12 protein-coding genes are annotated in these 19,733 nt (G+C 31.6%); 7 read left to right on the top strand and 5 right to left on the bottom strand.

All coding sequences use genetic code 11. The features are described 5' to 3' along the window. Positions 1 to 5: 5 nt before the first annotated feature. From pbpC to BXY80_RS03760, 4 genes are read right to left on the bottom strand one after another with little or no spacing between them, the layout of a single operon-like run. Positions 6 to 2,357, bottom strand: a complete 2,352-nt coding sequence (gene pbpC / locus BXY80_RS03775; protein WP_120199868.1) for a penicillin-binding protein 1C — start codon at positions 2,355 to 2,357, stop codon at positions 6 to 8. Next, positions 2,354 to 2,665, bottom strand: a complete 312-nt coding sequence (locus BXY80_RS03770; RefSeq protein ID WP_120199867.1) for an antibiotic biosynthesis monooxygenase family protein — start codon at positions 2,663 to 2,665, stop codon at positions 2,354 to 2,356. Before BXY80_RS03770 ends, pbpC begins: the two co-directional genes overlap by 4 nt. After that, positions 2,662 to 3,381: a YqjF family protein gene (locus BXY80_RS03765; protein WP_120199866.1), complete on the bottom strand. Its 720-nt coding sequence runs from the start codon at positions 3,379 to 3,381 to the stop codon at positions 2,662 to 2,664. The genes BXY80_RS03770 and BXY80_RS03765 overlap by 4 nt, the downstream gene beginning before the upstream one ends. Continuing rightward, positions 3,381 to 8,957, bottom strand: a complete 5,577-nt coding sequence (locus BXY80_RS03760) for an Ig-like domain-containing alpha-2-macroglobulin family protein (protein WP_120199865.1) — start codon at positions 8,955 to 8,957, stop codon at positions 3,381 to 3,383. Before BXY80_RS03760 ends, BXY80_RS03765 begins: the two co-directional genes overlap by 1 nt. A 328-nt stretch (positions 8,958 to 9,285) precedes the next feature. Here BXY80_RS03760 and amaB point away from each other — a divergent pair, with 328 nt between their 5' ends. The 3 genes from amaB to BXY80_RS03745 all read left to right on the top strand — a co-directional run bounded on the left by amaB (position 9,286) and on the right by BXY80_RS03745 (position 13,533). After that, a complete protein-coding gene (gene amaB, locus BXY80_RS03755; RefSeq protein ID WP_120199864.1) occupies positions 9,286 to 10,839 on the top strand; it encodes an L-piperidine-6-carboxylate dehydrogenase in 1,554 nt (517 codons plus the stop codon). Positions 10,840 to 10,963: 124 nt separating this feature from the next. Further along, on the top strand, positions 10,964 to 12,340 hold the full coding sequence (locus BXY80_RS03750) for a DUF1800 domain-containing protein (RefSeq protein ID WP_120199863.1): 1,377 nt from the start codon (positions 10,964 to 10,966) through the stop codon (positions 12,338 to 12,340). Positions 12,341 to 12,342: 2 nt separating this feature from the next. Next, a complete protein-coding gene (locus tag BXY80_RS03745; RefSeq protein ID WP_120199862.1) occupies positions 12,343 to 13,533 on the top strand; it encodes a DUF1501 domain-containing protein in 1,191 nt (396 codons plus the stop codon). 168 nt (positions 13,534 to 13,701) lie between these two features. Here BXY80_RS03745 and BXY80_RS03740 read toward each other — a convergent pair whose 3' ends face one another. Then, positions 13,702 to 14,835: an ATP-binding protein gene (locus tag BXY80_RS03740; protein ID WP_120199861.1), complete on the bottom strand. Its 1,134-nt coding sequence runs from the start codon at positions 14,833 to 14,835 to the stop codon at positions 13,702 to 13,704. A gap of 204 nt (positions 14,836 to 15,039) precedes the next feature. On the opposite strand from BXY80_RS03740, the gene BXY80_RS03735 reads away from it, so the two are divergent. The 4 genes from BXY80_RS03735 to BXY80_RS03720 all read left to right on the top strand — a co-directional run bounded on the left by BXY80_RS03735 (position 15,040) and on the right by BXY80_RS03720 (position 19,720). Continuing rightward, on the top strand, positions 15,040 to 16,041 hold the full coding sequence (locus BXY80_RS03735) for an AAA family ATPase (protein WP_120199860.1): 1,002 nt from the start codon (positions 15,040 to 15,042) through the stop codon (positions 16,039 to 16,041). A gap of 112 nt (positions 16,042 to 16,153) precedes the next feature. Next, a complete protein-coding gene (locus tag BXY80_RS03730; protein WP_120199859.1) occupies positions 16,154 to 17,020 on the top strand; it encodes a DUF58 domain-containing protein in 867 nt (288 codons plus the stop codon). A gap of 7 nt (positions 17,021 to 17,027) precedes the next feature. Then, on the top strand, positions 17,028 to 18,716 hold the full coding sequence (locus BXY80_RS03725) for a BatD family protein (protein WP_394340457.1): 1,689 nt from the start codon (positions 17,028 to 17,030) through the stop codon (positions 18,714 to 18,716). Further along, positions 18,716 to 19,720, top strand: a complete 1,005-nt coding sequence (locus tag BXY80_RS03720; RefSeq protein WP_120199858.1) for a vWA domain-containing protein — start codon at positions 18,716 to 18,718, stop codon at positions 19,718 to 19,720. The genes BXY80_RS03725 and BXY80_RS03720 overlap by 1 nt, the downstream gene beginning before the upstream one ends. Positions 19,721 to 19,733: the final 13 nt, after the last annotated feature.

Here is a 19,733-nt window from a genome sequence, read left to right as displayed (position 1 = left end):
AATTTTTATTCTGAAACCTCAATTTTGCGTTTCGTTTCATTACCAAATTCATCAACTGCAGTAATGAGATGAGAACCTTGTTTAGGAATAATTGCCATATCATGAATGTCTTTAGTTTTACCAACAAAAGTTTTATCTATATACCAAAAAACTGTTGTTTCTGGTTTAGAATGAGCTATTTTTAATACTAAATCATTGGTTTTACCATCAAAATTTTTGGGTAAAAAAACAGTATTATTTTTTTTGGGGTATATAAACTCCATTGTTATTTTAGATTCACCTAAACAATCACTTCTATATCTAGGAATTGATTTGTAAAAAGGGTTTTTTGCTTTGTAATAAAATTTAACTAACGGAGGTAATATGAACCAGGGTTTATGTTTGATTTTATTTAAATCTTCACATGATGAGTTTACTTGATATTGTTCATTTTCATCAAGATGTACTAAAATATGATAAGAGCAAGGTTTGGTTTTAAGTCCACTTGTTTGAATAAATTCTTGCTGAGTATCTGTACAAAATTCAGTAGCTCTAAAACCACTTTTTGAGCATACAGCTATTTCTTGCATTTCATCATATGGTTTATCAAACCAATCGCTATTTGGAAGCAAATCAAACACATCAAATAAAATTGGCGCAGCGGTTTGAATACCAACCAAACCTGGTCTGCCTTCGCCATCTGCATTACCAACCCATACACCAACAACATAATCTTTGGTTGTACCTATTGCCCAAGCATCCCGAAACCCAAAACTCGTCCCAGTTTTCCATGCAATTTGCTTAGAGCTATCAAAAAATTCCCAACTTTCATCACCTTCAGGGCGATTTACTTTTTTTAAACTTTCGTAAGTTAAGTATATAGAAGCAGCATCAAATAGCACTTTATTTTGAATAGGCTTCCCAAAATCTACAGTTTTTGATGCTATAAATTTAGGTTCGCAAAATTCATTTGTAAAATATTCGCTCGAACTTTCATTAAAATGATTAAGTGTTGAAGATAAAGCGGCATAACTTTTACATAAATCCCAAAGATTACTTTCTGCGCCGCCTAAAATTAAAGAAAGCCCATAGTGATTTGCATTATACTTTAAATCTTTAAGTTTTAAGGCTTTTAAATAATGATGAAATCTATCTAAGCCAAATTCTTGAAGCATTCTTACAGCAGGAACATTTAATGAACGTGATAATGCTCTACTAGCAGGAACAACGCCATCATATTCTTTGTTGTAGTTTTCAGGGTTATAACTTCCGTATTGTGTAGGTACATCTACCACTAAAGTATTTGGTAAAAGTTCTCCAGCATCTAGCATTGCTGCATACAGAAAGGGTTTTAAAATGCTTCCGGTACTTCTTGCTTTATCAATGATATCTACATCTTTTTGGTGAAATTTATCAGTTGGAGTATTGCCTACATAAGATAAAACTTCACGGGTATTTACATCTAAAATTAGAACGGCACTATTATGTATTTCGTTTTGTTTTAATAGATTATGATGATTTGAAACTATTGTGTTTACACGTTTTTGCAACTCTAAATTTAGAGTTGTTGTTACATGTTCTCCATAATGAGTTTTAGCAACTTTTTGTAATAAATGGGGAGCGATTTGTGGTAAAGGATATGGTTTTTGGGGCAAACCCTCAACAATTGATAAATTATAAGTTAGTGAATCAATAATACGTTTATCTAATAACTTTTTTAGTAAACGATTTCTTTTCTTTAATAAATGTTCTTGGTTTTTTCCAGGGTAAATTAAACTAGGCGCGTTAGGCAGCACTGCAAGCGTAGCGCTTTCTGCCCATGATAATTGATTTGCATTTCTGTTAAAATAGCGCCAAGAAGCTGCATCTAAACCTACTACATTACCGCCAAAAGGTGCATTGCTACTATAAAAGGCTAGAATTTCATTTTTTGAATTTCTAAGCTCTAATCGTGTAGCAAGGATAATTTCTTTAATTTTTTCTATATAAGTTCTCGATTTACCTTTTCTTGATAAGCGAATAACTTGTTGCGTTAAAGTACTTCCTCCTCGTTTTATTGAACCTGAGCTTAGGTTTTGCTTAAGTGCCTTAATGATAGAAATAATATTAAACCCAGGATGCTTATAAAAATATTCGTCTTCAAATTGAATAATACTGGTTTTAAATTTTTCTGGAATACTGTCATTATGAGGAAAACGCCATTGTCCATCTTTTGCAATTGATGCTCCTATTAATTCATTGTTTTTGCTAGTTATAACAGTTGCCGTTGGATCTTTAAATAGCTCTTGAGGTAAGCAGAAAAAGTAACCAATTAAAAGTAATGTGATTACTACAGATTTGATTTTATGATGTTTTATGTAACGAATTACTTTCTTCATACATTAAATTGATACTCGCGTTCAACTTTACAGATTCTAACGTGATACCAATCGTACCATTTTTTTCTTCCTAATAGTTGAGCTTCTAAATGTTTACTTTGTTGTTTCCAGTTTTTAATTGCTTCAAGGCTTTCCCAGTAGCTAACAGTTATTCCTAAGTTGTCTCTAGCAGATTCTATGCCTAAAAATCCTTTTTGTTTACTGGCAAGTTCTTCCATTTTGCTTGCCATTTCAGAATAGCCTTCTGTATGTTTAGTTTGTGTAGATGTAAATATTACAGCGTAGTATGGTTTAAATTCTGAGTTCATAAAGTATGTTTTTTCTTATCCCAAGTGATGACTTGTACACCTTTTGAGTAATGTACCCTATCAGGGTTATTATTGATGATGTGATTGAATTTAGGATAGTTTACTACTAAATTTTTTAGACTAATAGATTGTAATGGCCACTCTATATGATGTACATCGTATTCGATGAGGTTTTTTTTATGGTCTTGAAACACAGCATAACGTTCGGTTAGCCAAATATCTGTGTCGTCTTTATGTAGTTGATCTCCTAAACGGTATTCAGTATAAAAATGGTCATTATTGATAGTGTTTTTTGAATCATAATTAAAATTGGTTCGTTTCATTTCTGAATAACGATACGGGAATTTTGATACAGCTTTTAATACTTTACAAGACGATTTTTTACTGCCTTCCATACTTAAAAAATAAACGCTAGGTTTTCTATTACAAACAGTATACACACGAATATTGATTTCAAAAAAATCTGAAATATGCGGCAATTTTGGCAAACTCCTTATACCAATATTGTTCATATCAAAAGCTACTAACGATACCCAAGTTTTTCCGTTTAAAACATCTAATTTCACACCTTTTGGTAGCATAGGTTTAATCAATTCTGGATTAACTTCCCAATGCAGAAAAATGGCTTTATTCCATTCTTGGTAAAACTTCCAAGGGCGTTTTGGTATTTCAAAAGGTCTATGTTTTGTATGTTTTAATAGCTCTGATGCTTTCATTATTTCTCAACTTCAATCCATTTACCTTTAGTTCTTACAAGGTACTCATTATCATACATAGCTTCTGCTTGGGTTCCTGGTAAATAATAGGTTCCTAAATAAGAAGCATTCAACATGACATTAAAAGTTTTAGTATCATGACGTCCTTTTTGAGGCAAGTCAAAATAAAAATTTACTCTATCATCTCTTATGTCTGTAAATCTTGCCTGATTAGAAGTTGAATCGTCAAAAGCCGTAAATCGAGTGTTTACAATTTCCCAACCTGACGGAAAAATTTGAGTTAAAGCAACATCATTAACAGGTTCGTTTTTCAAATTACGAACATTTACAGAAGCAACAAAATCTTGACCTTGTTGTAATTTTTTAATATCGATTTTATGTCCTTTTAAATCTTTATAAACCACAGAAACACTTAAGCCGCGTTGCTCTGCCAGTTCTTTTCCTAAAGGTAATTTTCCAGAGTTTAATACACGTACATAAACCAAATTATCAATAGCATTAGTGAAACTTAACTGATTGGCTCCATCTATTATAAGTAATTCTCTTTGAGAAATAGCATTTTTGGTATCTATAGTTTCAGTTTTACCATTTATTGAGTAACTAAGATTGAGTGATTTACCACCATTAGCTTCAACCATTTTTGCCATTGCTAATAAGCTATAAGCTGTAGTTTGTGTACTCATCCAACGATTACTTGATAAGTTTTTAGCTACGTGTTCTGATAGTTCTCTAGCCTGAGGATTTTGGGTAATAATCATAGTTTCTAAAGCCATAGCTCTATTTCTATCGACAGAACCATAGGTATAATAGTTATTACGATAAGGCTTAAAATTAATATTGGCTCTTTTAGAAATCTGCTCGCTCGCTTCTTTTTGTCCAGCTAATGCATAAGCAGCTGCTAATCGCCATTTAGCTTCGTTTGAAAGCTCACTAAATTCACGTAATCTATTCATGGATGCTAAATCTGGACTTCCTGCTAATGCCAAAGTATATAATCGATAAGCTTGCGTTAGATCTGAATGACTATAACGATAACTTGGTCTCCAATCTCTAGCGGCTTGTTTTTGATAAGCAATCCAATTGCTTTTGAAAGTAAGAGGAAGAACAAAGCCTTTCTTTTCGGCTTCAATCATAAAATGTCCCGAATAGCTTGTTCCCCAATCATTGGCAGAGTTTTCACCAATCCAATAACTCATGCCACCATTTGGTCTTTGAAAATTTCCTAGACGTTTAATTCCGTTTTCAATATTACTCTGTATTTCTTGTTTCTTTTCATATTTTAAATCGAAAATATCATTTAAATATAATTGAGGAAACACACTTGATGTGGTTTGTTCAACACAACCATGAGGATACTGTATTAAATACTGTAAACGACGAGAAAAATCCATTGGAGGCATTGTAGAAAACTCTATAGTTGCCGAGTTTGTTCCTGAAACTCCAAATGTTGAAAAATCTAAAGTTTTTGTTTGATTTGCTTCAAGCTTAGCATCTATTAATTTTGAAGAGATTGGATTAGGATTTACAACATCTAACTCTACTTTATAGGTTGATTTTTCACCATTTCCTGTAGCTATTACTTCTACAGTATTTATGCCTTTTGCTTTACTTACATCTAATTGGAAGTAAGCCATTTTTTCATCTGGCTTTGGAAAATTTAAGGATTGAGAATTAGAGCCAACAACAGAAATACCATCACTTAATTTTAAACTAAGTTTTACATTTTTCACTTTAGGTTCCATAGCAAAAACCGTAACAGGAAGTGTTACTTTTTCTCCTGGGCTAAGTTTTCGTGGGAGTGTAGCCAAAACCATTAAAGGCTTTTTAACTTCAACAGATTTATCTGTGCTTCCATAAGCTTCAGTGTTATTGTTTCCTGCAATTATCATTGTGCGTACAGCTCCAATATAATTTGGCATTTTAATTTTGTGTGATTTTCTGCCTCCAGCTTCTAAAGTATAAGGACCTAAATAGGTAACCACTGGTTTAAAACGGTTCGCTTTTTTGTTTTTCCCTTTTGTAGCGTTTCCGTCACCACCAATAGCAAATACTTGGTCAATACTTCCTGAATAAGCGCCAATTACATCATCAAAAATATCCCAAGTTTTAACACCTAAAGCTTCACGAGCATAAAAAGCATTCCAAGCGTTTGGGGTTTTAAAGCGTGTTAAATCTAATAAGCCTTCTTCAACCATGGCAATAGTGTAGGTCATTGACTTACTATTTTTTTCTGATACAAAAACCTCAAACTCTTGTTCTGGACGTAATACACTTGCCATTCGCAACTCTGGCTCTAGCTTTGTTTTAGGATCTTCAACCAAAATAGGGATAACACCATATAGTCGTATTGGTAAATCATTTTCTGCAGCTGCATGTGGTTGTAGTAATGAAATATTAACAAAAACGTTTGGAGCCATTTCTGATGTAATAGGTACTTTTACAATTGTTTCTCCAGGATTTGTTTTTACCCATTTGTGTTCAATAACTTCTGAACCATTTTCAATACTTACTAAAGCTCGACCTTCATTTCCTGATTGAAATGTGATTTTTGCCGTATCACCAACATTGTACTTGTCTTTATCTGCGGCAAAGACTAACATTTTTGCCGCTTCCTTATCATTTGAATTGGAGATGTTACTCCAGTTTTTATAAAAATAAGCTGTTCTTCCTGTAGCATGACCACTTACTGGATCATAAATTCTAATTAAAAAACGACCTCTATCATTTTTAGGAACATTTAGTGTAAAAGACGCTTTCCCTTTTGAGTTCGTTGATATTTTTTGGTCTAAATACGGTCTGTGATAACTACTAGAAACATAACTTGAAAGGTTGTCATAAGAAGAATTCCACCACCAGCGCCATTCAATTTTATAGACTTTAACTTCGAGGTTTTCTCGCTTTATTGGTTTGCCATTTTCGTTAACTACAGCTAAATCAAAAGTCTGATTAGTATCAGTAAAATACGACCCATAAGCATTACCTTTAGGAGAGCGCAATCCTACATAAGAATCGTATGGTGAATACGTTTTTGTAAATGCATCTAAAGAAAAATCACCTCCATTCTCGAAAGCTCTAACTAAAAATTGCGCATTGAGCATTCCTGGTGCATTTTTCCCAATGTCTAATTTGTTATTAATTTTAGCAATACCATTTTCATTAACGTTTCCTTCAAAAATAATTATTTCATCAGATGAAAAAGAGCGTGTTGGATCGTTAAAAGTATAGCCTTTGTAATTTTTAAAACCAGTATATGATTTGCTGAATTTAGCTTTGATTTCTGCCTTTACATTTTTAGCAACTGCACCATGAAGCCATTTTACATCAAGAGTGCCTTCAAGTGGTTTATTAGCTGTTAAAACTTCATTTTTAAAATCAACTTTTATTTTTAATCGGTTTGGTTTTACAGTTTCAATTTTTAGTCCTTTATGAAATGTTGCTCCACCAACAGAAACTTTTGCACTATAGTTTCCAGTCTTGTATTCTATAGCCGTTGGAACAGTAAAAGCATAAAAATTATTTACATTATCTGTTGTTACTTTTTTATAGACTAATTTTCCGTTTGGGTCAGTAACTTCTAGTTTTACTGGATGGCGTTTTGGAAGTTTATTTGCATTATCATTTAAAATAAATGTTAAGTGTAACGAATCTCCAGGACGCCAAACACCACGTTCTCCATAGATGTAGCCTTTAAGTCCGCGTTGAAGCTTTTGACCAGAAACATCAAATTTGCTTAATGACAGAGAGTTGCCGTCTGTTAATCTAATGTAGCTTGTGTTTTTCCCTTTTGAGACTATTGCAAAAGAAGCATGTTTGTTTGCTTTTAATGTTGCTAATCCTTCAGAATTTGAACTACCACTAGCAATTTCTTGTTGCTGAAAATTGTATAGTTTAATACTAGCATTAGATTCTGGGTTAGTATTTAAAATATTTGTAACAGCAAAGAAATAATCATTATTAGTGCCTTGTTTTGCAATCACACCTAAATTTGAAGCAATTAAGTTTTGAGAAACTATTTTGTTTTCATTATAGTAAGCTTCGTGACATGGATTGTCTCGTTCTCGCCAATTGTAACTGTAGTTTTTATAACGATAAGTTAGGTTGTCCCAATAGTCTTCCTCACGTAAATCTTCATCTTCTGTAGGTGATTCACTATGGTTTTCATTATAGTAATAATCGTCTTCGTAATAATAATCTTCATAATAGTCATCTTCGGCATTTGTTACAGATGTATTAGTTGAACAATCATAAAGCGAATAACTTTTATTATAGCTTAATTCTACTCTGTAGATTGCGCCTGGATCTGCATTAAAAAATTTAGATAAGTCAATACTATAAGCTTTCCACTTGCCTAGGTTTTCAGCTTCAGATTGTAAGGTTATGGTTTGTTTTGCTATGCGACGTCCTACACGTCTAATTGCATTTCTGTTAGAATTATTAATGTTGCTCTCTTGTAAAAACTGAAGGACATTATCTTCAAATATTTTAATGACTCTAACATCAACAGCTTTTAAATTAACAGCTTCAAAATTAAATTTTAAAGCTTCAGAATTTGGTAAAATGGTTCCATTACTAATCAATTTAACTTGAGGTTTTTGTTCTTCAAATGATATCGTTTCAGAAAAAGGCGTTTTTAATTTATAACCATCTTCATTAGTAATTCCTTGAAACACATCTACCAGAATGTTACCAACCAATTTTGTGTTAGTGTATACTTTTAAAACATTACCATTAACAATGTATTTTGGAGATTTTACATTTTGAATTGTGACTAGACCATCAAAATTTTGTTGTTTTTTTAATGGGTCAGAAAAATTAATAGATAGGTGTTGTTCTGGACTTTTTATAACTGAAACATTAACAATAGAAAAATTGTTTTTACCAGGAATAGAGACTTTGTTTTCTCCTTTGTTATTTGCCTTGATAGCTTTGCCATTCCATTTTATTAGTACTTCACTATCATCTACCAATCTATGAATACTGTCTATTTTAAATTGAAAGTGATTAGAATATTTATTTAAGTCATTCCATTGTAATTTTAAATTGGTTCCGTTTTGAGAAACTTTAACCAACTGTTTTGCTTTTTCTAGAGGAATAATATCGGCAGATTTAATGACTGCTTCGAGGTATTGCCATTCTTTGCTATAAGATTGCAGATTGCTGGTTGTAATATTAAAATTAGGAGTAATTGTTTTAAATTGAAACGTATAATCTTTATAGTCTTTAGGGATGTTTTTATAAAGCTCGCCTAGTTTTACTGTAACACTATATTCTGTGTTTGGTTCTAGATTTTCATCGGGTTTAAAAATTAGAATGTGTTTGTTTTCTACACTCAGTTTTCCTTGAACATGAGGTTTAATAGATATAATATCTGTTGAGATGTCTTGCCCAACTTCAAAACCTTCAATATCATTAGCTAGATTAATTCTAATAGGATTAGTTACAGAAACAATTCCAGAAGATGTATAACTAATATAGTCTCTAAACTTGAAAATATTATCGGTTTTTACTACTTTCTTTTTACATGAAATAGCTAACGATAAAATCATAACGAAAGCAAATAACTTTTTTAATGACATAGATTGATGGATTTTAAATGAAAATGAACTTAACAAAAAGAAAGTGTAGGTTGTTTTATCTGATAATTTCTAATGTTTTTTATGTTCAGATGTAATATCTAAAAAACATTTTCTTTATGATTAATAAAACTTGTGCGATGTTTCTTGTTAAATTATGTACGTTTTCATTTTATAGTTTAGATTTTGAGTTGCTGTTAAATTGTTCTTAAAGTTATGAACGTGTTAATAGTTAAAGATACTATATAAAGATGTATTTCTGAATTACAAAACGTAATAAATTAGTATCTTCGCGACGAAATTATAATAACAATTAAAATCACAATATAATATGGAAGCAGTTGCAACTGATTTCGGAATCCAGGAAGCTTTAGCTCAATTGGGTGTAAAAGACATAAATAATGGAACCTCTACAGGTTCTAATAATTTTTCTAACGGAGAAATTATAGAAAGTTATTCTCCAGTTGACGGTAAGTTAATAGGAAAAGTAAAAACGACAACTAGAGAAGATTACGATAAAGTAATGGAAGCTGCAACTACAGCTTTTAAATCTTTTAGAGCAATGCCAGCGCCTCAAAGAGGAGAAATTGTACGTCAGTTTGGAAACAAATTAAGAGAATTAAAAGAACCATTAGGTAAGTTAGTGTCTTACGAAATGGGAAAATCTTACCAAGAAGGCTTAGGAGAAGTTCAAGAAATGATTGATATCTGTGATTTTGCAGTTGGTTTATCTCGTCAGTTAAACGGACAAGTTATTCCATCTGAAAGACCAGGGCACGTCATGAGAGAACAATGGCACCCAATTGGTGTTGTTGGTATTATCTCAGCATTTAACTTCCCAGTTGCAGTTTGGGCATGGAACACAGCTTTAGCTTGGATTTGTGGAGATGTTTGTGTATGGAAAGGTTCTGAAAAAGCACCATTATGTTCAGTAGCTTGTCAAAATATTATTGCTGATGTTTTAAAAGCTAACGATTTACCTGAAGGTATTTCTTGTATTATAAATGGTGATTATAAAGTAGGAGAATATCTTACTACAGATACACGTATCCCTTTAGTATCTGCAACAGGTTCTACACGTATGGGACGAATTGTTGGAGCTACTGTAGCCGAACGCTTTGGTAAATCCTTATTAGAATTAGGAGGAAACAATGCCATTATTATTACACCAACTGCAGATTTAAAAGTAGTAGTTCCTGGTGCTGTATTTGGTGCAGTTGGTACTTGTGGTCAACGTTGTACATCTACACGTCGTTTAATTATTCATGAATCGGTTTACGATACGGTAAGAGATGCAATTGTTGGTGCTTACGGACAAATTAAAATTGGAAATCCATTAGATGAGAACAATCATGTTGGTCCATTAATAGATAAAGATGCTGTAAATACGTATTTAGCTGCAATTGAAAAAGCAAAAGCTGAAGGCGGAAATGTATTAGTTGAAGGAGGCGTTTTAGAAGGTGAAGGTTATGAATCTGGATGCTACGTTAAGCCAGCAATTATAGAAGCTGAAAATCATTTTAAGATTGTACAACACGAAACTTTTGCTCCAATTTTATATTTAATGAAATATTCTGGAGATGTTGAAAATGCTATTGATATGCAAAATGGTGTTGCACAAGGCTTATCGTCTTCAATTATGACAGCTGAGATGAAAGAAGCAGAAAAGTTTTTATCGTTTGCAGGATCTGATTGTGGTATTGCTAACGTAAACATTGGTACTTCTGGTGCAGAGATTGGTGGTGCATTTGGTGGTGAAAAAGAAACTGGTGGTGGACGTGAGTCTGGATCTGATGCTTGGAAAGTTTATATGAGAAGGCAAACAAACACAGTAAATTATTCTGATGAGTTACCTTTAGCACAAGGAATCAAGTTTGATTTATAAGAAACTATAATTTATAAATTTAAAGCCACATCAATTGATGTGGCTTTTTTTTATTTCTTTTTTTTGGAATCATTCTTGTAGGTAATATTTTAAACTAAAAGAACGTTTTTTAGTCTAAGAGATTATGGATAACAAGCATATTCAACATTTACATTGGAGAGCAGGTTTTGGAATTACTCCAAAGCAACTTCAACAATATGCTAAAAAAAGTAGAAAGCAAATTGTTGACGAACTCTTTAAAGAGTCAAAGACAACGACACCATTGCTGGTTGATACTACAGAAATAGAAGATTATTACCCAGAATTATTTGCGAGAAACCCATTAAAGCGTAGAGAGTTTAATAAAAAAAGTTTAGAAAAACTTAAAGCATTTAATTATGCTTGGATAGAAAGATTATCAAATCCTTATGAGTTGCTAAGAGAAAAAATGACCTTGTTTTGGACCAATCATTTTGTTTGTAAAGACAATCATATTATGCATGTGCAGCAGTTTAATAACACGTTAAGAGCATATGCTTTAGGTGATTTTAGAGATTTTGTAAAAACAATTTCTAAAGAAGCAGTAATGATAAAGTATCTTAATAGTAAACAAAATAAAAAACGCAAACCTAATGAGAATTTTGCTAGAGAACTTATGGAGTTATTTACATTAGGTATGGATAATTATAGTGAAGAAGATATTAAAGAAAGTGCAAGAGCATTTACAGGATATAACCATAATTTTAATGGTGAGTTTGTATTAAAAGAGCGTCAGCACGATTATGAGTTTAAATCTTTTTTTGGAAAAAGAGGACGTTATGATGGCGATGATATTATTGATATCATTTTAGAGCAAAAGCAATGTGCTAAATTTATTTCTGAAAAAATTTATCGCTACTTTGTTAATGATAAAGTGAATTCTAAGCATATTCAAGAGATGGTAGATGTGTTTTATCCAAACTACAATATTGAAGCTTTAATGCGTTTCGTTTTTATGTCTGATTGGTTTTATGACGAACAAAACATTGGAACAAAAATAAAATCACCTATCGATTTGTTAATAGGTATTCAAAACACAGTTCCGTTTACATTTGAAAATGAAAAGGATGTGATTAAGATTCAAAAAATATTAGGTCAAGCTTTGCTTAATCCACCAAATGTTGCTGGATGGGAAGGCGGACAAAGTTGGATAGATAGTAATACAATTATGGTGCGTTTAAAATTGGCATCTATACTATTAAGTAGTTCATATATTTCAAATAAAAAAAAGGGAGATTTTAATGATGCCTTCAAGCAGAAATATTATAAGCAAAATAAAACCAAACAACCTTTTAAAACACAACCTGACTGGAATTCTTTTGATAAAGAATTTAGTGATACATCATTTAAGGGGTTAAAAACAAATCTATTGTCTGGAGTTATAAATAGTGGAACTAATGAGTTTTTGGAAGACTTGAGTAAGCTTTCAAAAAAAGAGTTTTGTGTGCAATTAATGTCATTACCAGAATATCAAATGTGCTAATTATGGATAGAAGAAAATTTATTAAAAATTCAGCTTTAGCAAGTAGTCTATATTTTGTGCCTAATTTTGTTAGAGGATTTGAAAACATTACAAGCCAATCTCTTGGGTTCAAACGTTTGGTTATTGTTCAACTATCTGGTGGTAATGATGGTTTAAATTCTATTATTCCTTTTAATAATGATATTTATTTTAGAGAGCGACCTACTTTAGCGATTAAAAAAGATGATGTTATAAGGCTTAATGACGAATTAGGATTACACCAAAGTTTACAACCTTTAAAAGAACTTTATGATAATGGTAACCTAACAATTATTAATAATGTTGGTTATCCTAATCCAAATCGCTCACATTTTAGAGCTACAGATATTTGGCATACCGCAAGTAATTCTAATCAACATTTGCAAAGCGGATGGATTGGTCGCTATCTAGATAATTATGCCAAGCACCCATATAATGCTATAGAATTAGATGAAAGCTTATCATTAGCTATGAAAGGGAAGCATGTAAATGCAATTGCCACTACAAACCCTAGAATGCATTATCGTGTATCTCGAGATCCTTATTTTAATTCAGTTTTAAACCATTATGACGATAAACATTTAAGTGAACATAACTTAGGGTATTTGTATAAGAGTATGATTTCGGCAAAATCATCTGCTAAATATATTTTTGAAACCAGCAAAACATTTACATCAAAGCATGAATACCCTAATTCGGGTTTTGCTAAACAACTTAAAACTACAGCTCAATTTATAAATTCAGGATTAGATACCAAAGTGTATTATACGTCTTTAAGAGGTTTTGATACGCATGCCAATCAATCTAATACGCAAAAACGTTTATTAGAAGTCTATGCAAATAGTATTAAAGCTTTTGTTGAAGATTTAAAACAACAAAATACATTTAAAGAGACACTTATACTTACCTTTTCTGAGTTTGGACGACGTGTTAAGCAAAATGCTGCTAACGGAACAGATCATGGTGCTGCAAACAACGTTTTTATAATAGGCGAAAACTTAAAGAGAAAAGGGCTATACAATAATTTGGCAAGTTTATCTAATCTAGATGCAAATGGAGACCTTAAATATGAAATTGACTTTAGAGCCATCTATGCAACTATATTAAATAAGTGGCTAATGGTAGATAGTGATAGAATTTTAAGAAGATCGTTTAATCAATTAAATTTTATCTAAAAAAACAAAAACCCTGTTTCAGGTTTCGAAAATATCGACAGAAACAAGGTTGTATGTAATTGATTAATAGCAAGGCTAAAGTCGTAAAAAAATGCTGTACTCTTTTAAAAAAACTATGATTGGTAAAAAAAACTGTATGAATGGTAATTTTATGTTGTATTTGCTAATTTAACTATACTTAACTTTTCTTAAAATACGCATCGATTCTTTGTAAAACGTATAAAGATCATCACTATATTTTTTTAAATACGGTTTGGCTTCATGTAGTTTATCAATAGCGTCTTCAAAAGAATTGAGGTAGCAAATTACATATGTAGCGGAAAGGTTATTTAAATCGTGTTCTTCATTTTTACTGAGCTTTAGTCCACGTTTTAACTTTTCTAAAATGGAGTTGTTGGCATTATAAATATGATGCAAAACTTTTTTGTCATATTGTGGTGGTTCAAAAAGCAATTTAGTTTCAATATTGTACTGAGCATTATTTTCAAACTGAATAAGAGTTTCTTCTAAAGGGTAATATTTAAATGTATTTTGCAGACCAAGGTTTACATATTCAATTATTTTAAAGGAGTCTTCAGTATAAGTAATTGAAACTTCATCAAGTGTAGAAAAAAACAAACGAACTTGCTCATTAATTAAAGCAATATCAACCCTAGAAAAGAAAGTTTCATTTTTTATTATCTTTTTTTGACCAGACCAACAAAGCACAAAATACTCTTTAAAAACTTTATATTGCGGATTAAAATCGTTTCGTTTATTCATAAAGTCAAAAACACCATCAAGTGTATATTCAATATTGTTTTGCGCATGATCTTCAATAGCTTTAACTATTTTTGAGTTTGTATCTTTTATCTCTATATCAAACACTTTTGGCATGCTTATGCTGCCATCTCTAAAAAACACAGCACCTCCATAATATTTCCAAATGTTTTTGCGTAGAGAGGTGATTTTATCTATAGGTCTAATGGTAACTAAACCTACAACTTTATGGTCTGGTAAATGCGGAAAAGGGATATTTTCGTATTGAACAATTGGGGGATTTGAAAGATAGGCGTTTATAAGGTTCTGAATTTTACTATCATCAAAAAAATCGACACCTATTATACTATTATCTTCATCTTCAACACCAATAACGATATACGAATTGTTTTTAGGATTACTATTAGATAATGCGCAAACATGTTTTAAAAACTTGGCCTTTCCTTCTTTATGACTAATATCAATTTTACGCTTTTTATCGTAAAAACTATTCTCATCATTGTGAGCAAGTAGGTTTTTAATAAGTAGGCGTTTGTTAATCATTCACGTCAAGTTTTTTAAACGAAGGCTTCTAATTCTTTAAAAGTAAAAAACAAAACTGATGGAACTACTATTAAACACTGCAATTTTTTAGCAATTATTAACATTAACATTTAACCAATTATTAACACGAACCCAAGAAAAATTTTAACAATTTGCACATCCTAATAATCAATATTAAATTCGAGCGATTAAAAATATAAAATGATGGAAGAAACTAGTACAGTTGATATTAAGTCGATTAACGAAAAAATAGAAAAGGAAAGTGCATTTGTTGATTTACTTACATTTGAAATGAATAAAGTAATTGTTGGACAAAAACATATGGTCGAACGTTTACTTATTGGGTTACTTGGTCAAGGTCATATTTTATTAGAAGGTGTGCCAGGATTGGCAAAAACCTTAGCAATTAACACATTGTCTCGTGCTGTAGATGGAAGTTTTAGTAGAATACAATTCACACCAGATTTGCTGCCAGCAGATGTTACAGGAACATTAATCTATAACATGAAGCTTAATGATTTTTCGATTAAAAAAGGACCAATATTCGCAAACTTTGTTTTAGCAGATGAGATTAATAGAGCACCTGCTAAAGTACAATCGGCATTGCTTGAAGCTATGCAAGAAAAGCAAGTAACAATTGGAGATGAGACCTTTACTTTAGATAAACCATTTTTGGTAATGGCAACTCAAAATCCAGTAGAGCAAGAAGGAACATATCCTTTGCCAGAAGCACAAGTGGATCGTTTTATGCTTAAAACAGTAATTGATTACCCTAAACAAGATGAAGAGCAATTAATTATGCGAGCTAATCTAAAAGGATCTTGGGATAAAGTTAATCCGGTAGTTTCTGTTGCTCAAATCCTTAAAGCGCAAGAAGCTGTTCGTGAGGTTTACATGGATGAGAAAATTGAAAAATACATTCTAGATATTGTCTTTGCAACACGTTATCCTGAAAAATATAAACTAGCCGATTTAAAACCATTAATTTCTTTTGGAGCATCACCTCGTGGAAGTATAAACCTTGCTACCGCTGCTAAGTGTTTTGCATTTATAAAACGTCGTGGTTATGTAATTCCTGAGGATGTTAGAGCAGTAGTTCATGATGTGTTGCGTCACAGAATTGGAATTACTTACGAAGCTGAAGCAGAAAATGTAACTTCAGAAGATATCATCAATAAAATTGTAAACGAAATTGAAGTACCATAGATGAGTGTTCAGTATTCAGTCTCAGTTTGCAGATTCTGAATACTAAATTTAAAGCTCAATAGTTCGCTGAAAACTGAATACTGCGACTGAAAACTGGTTTACTATTTAAAAGATGGACACTAAAGAATTACTAAAAAAAGTACGAAAAATTGAGATTAAGACACGTCGTTTGTCTGATCATATATTTGGAGGCGAATACCATTCAACCTTCAAAGGTCGTGGTATGACTTTTAGTGAGGTGAGACAATACCAATATGGAGATGATGTTAGAAATATAGATTGGAATGTTACTGCGCGATACAATGAGCCATATATAAAAGTTTTTGAAGAAGAACGAGAACTTACCATGATGCTTATGGTAGATATTTCTGGTTCAGAATTATTTGGTACAGACAAACAGTTTAAAAATGAAATTGTAACAGAAATAGCTGCAACCTTAGCATTTTCTGCAACTCAAAACAACGATAAAATAGGATTAATTCTCTTTTCTGATAGTGTTGAGTTATACATTCCGCCAAAAAAAGGACGTTCTCATGTATTACGTATAATTAGAGAACTTATAGAATTTAAGCCGGAGAGCAAACAAACAAATATTGGTGAAGCTTTAAAGTTTTTATCTAATGTAATGAAGAAAAAAGCTATTGTTTTTATGTTGAGTGACTTTATTGCAGATGATTATAAACAAACCTTAAAAATTGCTTCTGGTCGTCATGATATTACAGGAATTAGAATTTATGACAAACATGAAGAATCCATTCCTAATCTTGGAATGGTTCAAATGCAAGATGAAGAAACAGGAGAGTTAATGTTGGTGAATACCGCTTCAAAAAAAGTAAGACATAATTATAGTAAGTTTTATCAAGAGAAGGTCGCATATTATAAAGATACATTTACAAAATCTGGAGCTGGAGTTATTGATTGTAGAGTTGACGAAAGCTACGTGAAAAAACTACTAGGTTATTTTAAAAGAAGAGGATAAAAGATTTATGATTTACGATTTTAGAAATATTAAATTAAAAACTTTGACCTTTAGCATTAGGTCTTTGGGCTTTTTTACTTTTGCCTTTCTACTATTACCTTTTTACTTATCAGCCCAAGTAACATCTTCAATAGATTCTACCAAAATAAAAATAGGCGAACAGATTATATATAAAATTCAGGTTGAGGTTGATACAACAGATTTAGTGGTTTTTCCTGAAGGACAAACTTTTTCGCCTTTAGAGATGATTGAATCTTATAAAATAGATACAACTAAAAAAGATGCTAAATATCGATTAATTAAAAAGTACGGATTAACTCAATTTGATTCTGGGGCATATACAATACCAAGGCAAAAAATTGTAGTTGGCACAAAAACCTTTTTTACAGATTCATTAAAAGTAGAAGTCAATAATATTACAGTAGATACAACCAAACAAGGATTGTATGATATAAAACCACGTATTGAAGTTGAAAAAAGCTCTAGTAATTGGTGGAAATACGCTTTACTTACAATTTTAGCTTTAGCACTTGTAGCCTTTTTATTGTATTGGTTTATTTGGCGCAAAAAACCGTTAAGTGAGGAAGAAGAGATTGCATTGCTGCCACCTTATGACCGTGCAAAATTAGCTCTTCAAAAGTTAGACGAAACAGACTATTTACAAAATGAAGAGCTCAAAGATTACTACTCAGAGTTAACATTTATTATTAGAAAATACCTTGACGAAAAAGTTTATGATCGTGCATTAGAAAGCACAACAGACGAACTTATTGAACGACTTAAACTTCTTAAAGATGGTAATCAAATAGAGTTAAGCAAAGATGATATTAGAAATATTGAAACCATATTAAAACGTGCCGATTTAGTGAAATTTGCTAAATCTGCTCCAGATATTGAGCTAGCTAAGATTGATAGAAATACTATTGATATAGAAATTGATCAAGTAAAAGAAGCTTTGCCAGAACCAACAGAAGAAGAAAAGCTACTCAATCAACAATATAAAGAAGAACAAGAGCGTAAAAAGAAGCGTAAAAAAGTAATTATTACAGTTGCTATTAGCCTTTTCCTTTTAATTGCAACCTTTGTAGGATTTGGAATAAAGTATGGGTTTGGCTATGTAAAAGATACTATCATAGGTCACGAAAGTAAAGAGTTGTTAGAAGGTCATTGGGTGACAAGCGAGTATGGATTTCCTCCAATTACTATAAGTACACCAAAAGTACTTAAGCGTTTAGAGATTAAAAACCAAGACCCAAATCAAGCGCAAATAAAGTCAAGTATTTTTGGCTATGGTACTATGTTAGACTTATTTAGCATTACTTTAAACACTCAAGTTTTTCCACAGCAACAGCAAGGTCAAAAGCAAAATGAAGAAAGCGAACCACTAATTAATTTAGAAGAAGTTTCTGAAGCTGCTATAAAAGAAATGGAAAATAAAGGTGCAAAAAATATTATTGTTTTTAGAGATAAATTCACAACGCCAAATGGAGCAGAAGGATTAAAAACTTACGGTACTTTAAGTTTCTCAACTTTAGGAAGCGATGCATTAAAAGATGGAAAGTTTGTAATGCTACAGTTTACAGCCGAAAATGTGTTACAACAGATTATAATTACTTCAGCTAATAACGACAATTACGCAGACCAAATAATAGAACGAATTTTAAATTCAGTTGAACTAAAACCTAACGAAGAATAATGTTTGAAGGAATTGAGTTTTTAGATAAAGGGTTTTTCTGGTTGTTATTATTACTTCCTATTGCTTTACTATGGTATATAATAAAGCATAATAAACAAACAGCTGAGCTTAAAATATCAAGCTTAAAAGGGTTTAAAGTTACTAATTCTTGGCTACCAAAATTAAAGCATCTTTTATTTGCTTTACGCCTTTTAGCTTTAGCTTTAATGATAACAGCTTTGGCCAGACCAAGAACAGTAGATGTATCTACAAAAACAAAAACTACTAAAGGTATTGATATTGTTATGGCAATAGATGTGTCTGCAAGTATGCTGGCAAAAGATTTGAGACCAAACCGTTTAGAAGCCTTAAAAAAAGTAGCGTCAGAGTTTATTGTTGGCAGACCAAATGACCGTATTGGGTTGGTAGAATACGCAGGAGAAAGCTTTACCAAAACACCAATTACAAGTGATAAAGCAATAGTGTTACGCTCGTTAAGAGACATAAAATACAATACTATTATTGAAGGCGGAACAGCAATAGGAATGGGTTTAGCAACCGCTGTTAATCGTTTAAAAGATAGTAAAGCAAAAAGTAAAATCATTATTCTGTTAACTGATGGTGTAAACAATTCAGGATTTATAGATCCAAAAATAGCTAGTGAGTTAGCTGTTGAGTATGGCATAAAAACATATACAATTGGTTTAGGAACAAACGGAATGGCTTTATCTCCAACAGCAATTTTACCAAATGGTAATTTTCAATACAGTAGAGTTCAAGTAGAAATTGATGAAGAGCTGTTAAAAGAAATTGCTACAGCAACTGGAGGAAAATATTTTAGAGCCACTAACAATAAAAAGTTGGCAGAAATATATAATGAAATCAATAAGCTCGAAAAAACTGAAATCGAAGAATTTAAATTTTATAATTACGAAGAAAAATACCGTTGGTTAGTGCTTTTAGCAGCTTTATTTATTGCAATAGAATTGTTATTGCGATTTACAATTTTTAGAAGTTTTGTTTAAAAATATAAGTTAG

Source organism: Ichthyenterobacterium magnum, from assembly GCF_003610635.1.
Classification (GTDB): domain Bacteria; phylum Bacteroidota; class Bacteroidia; order Flavobacteriales; family Flavobacteriaceae; genus Ichthyenterobacterium; species Ichthyenterobacterium magnum.
This window is presented reverse-complemented; position numbering and strand designations above follow the sequence as displayed.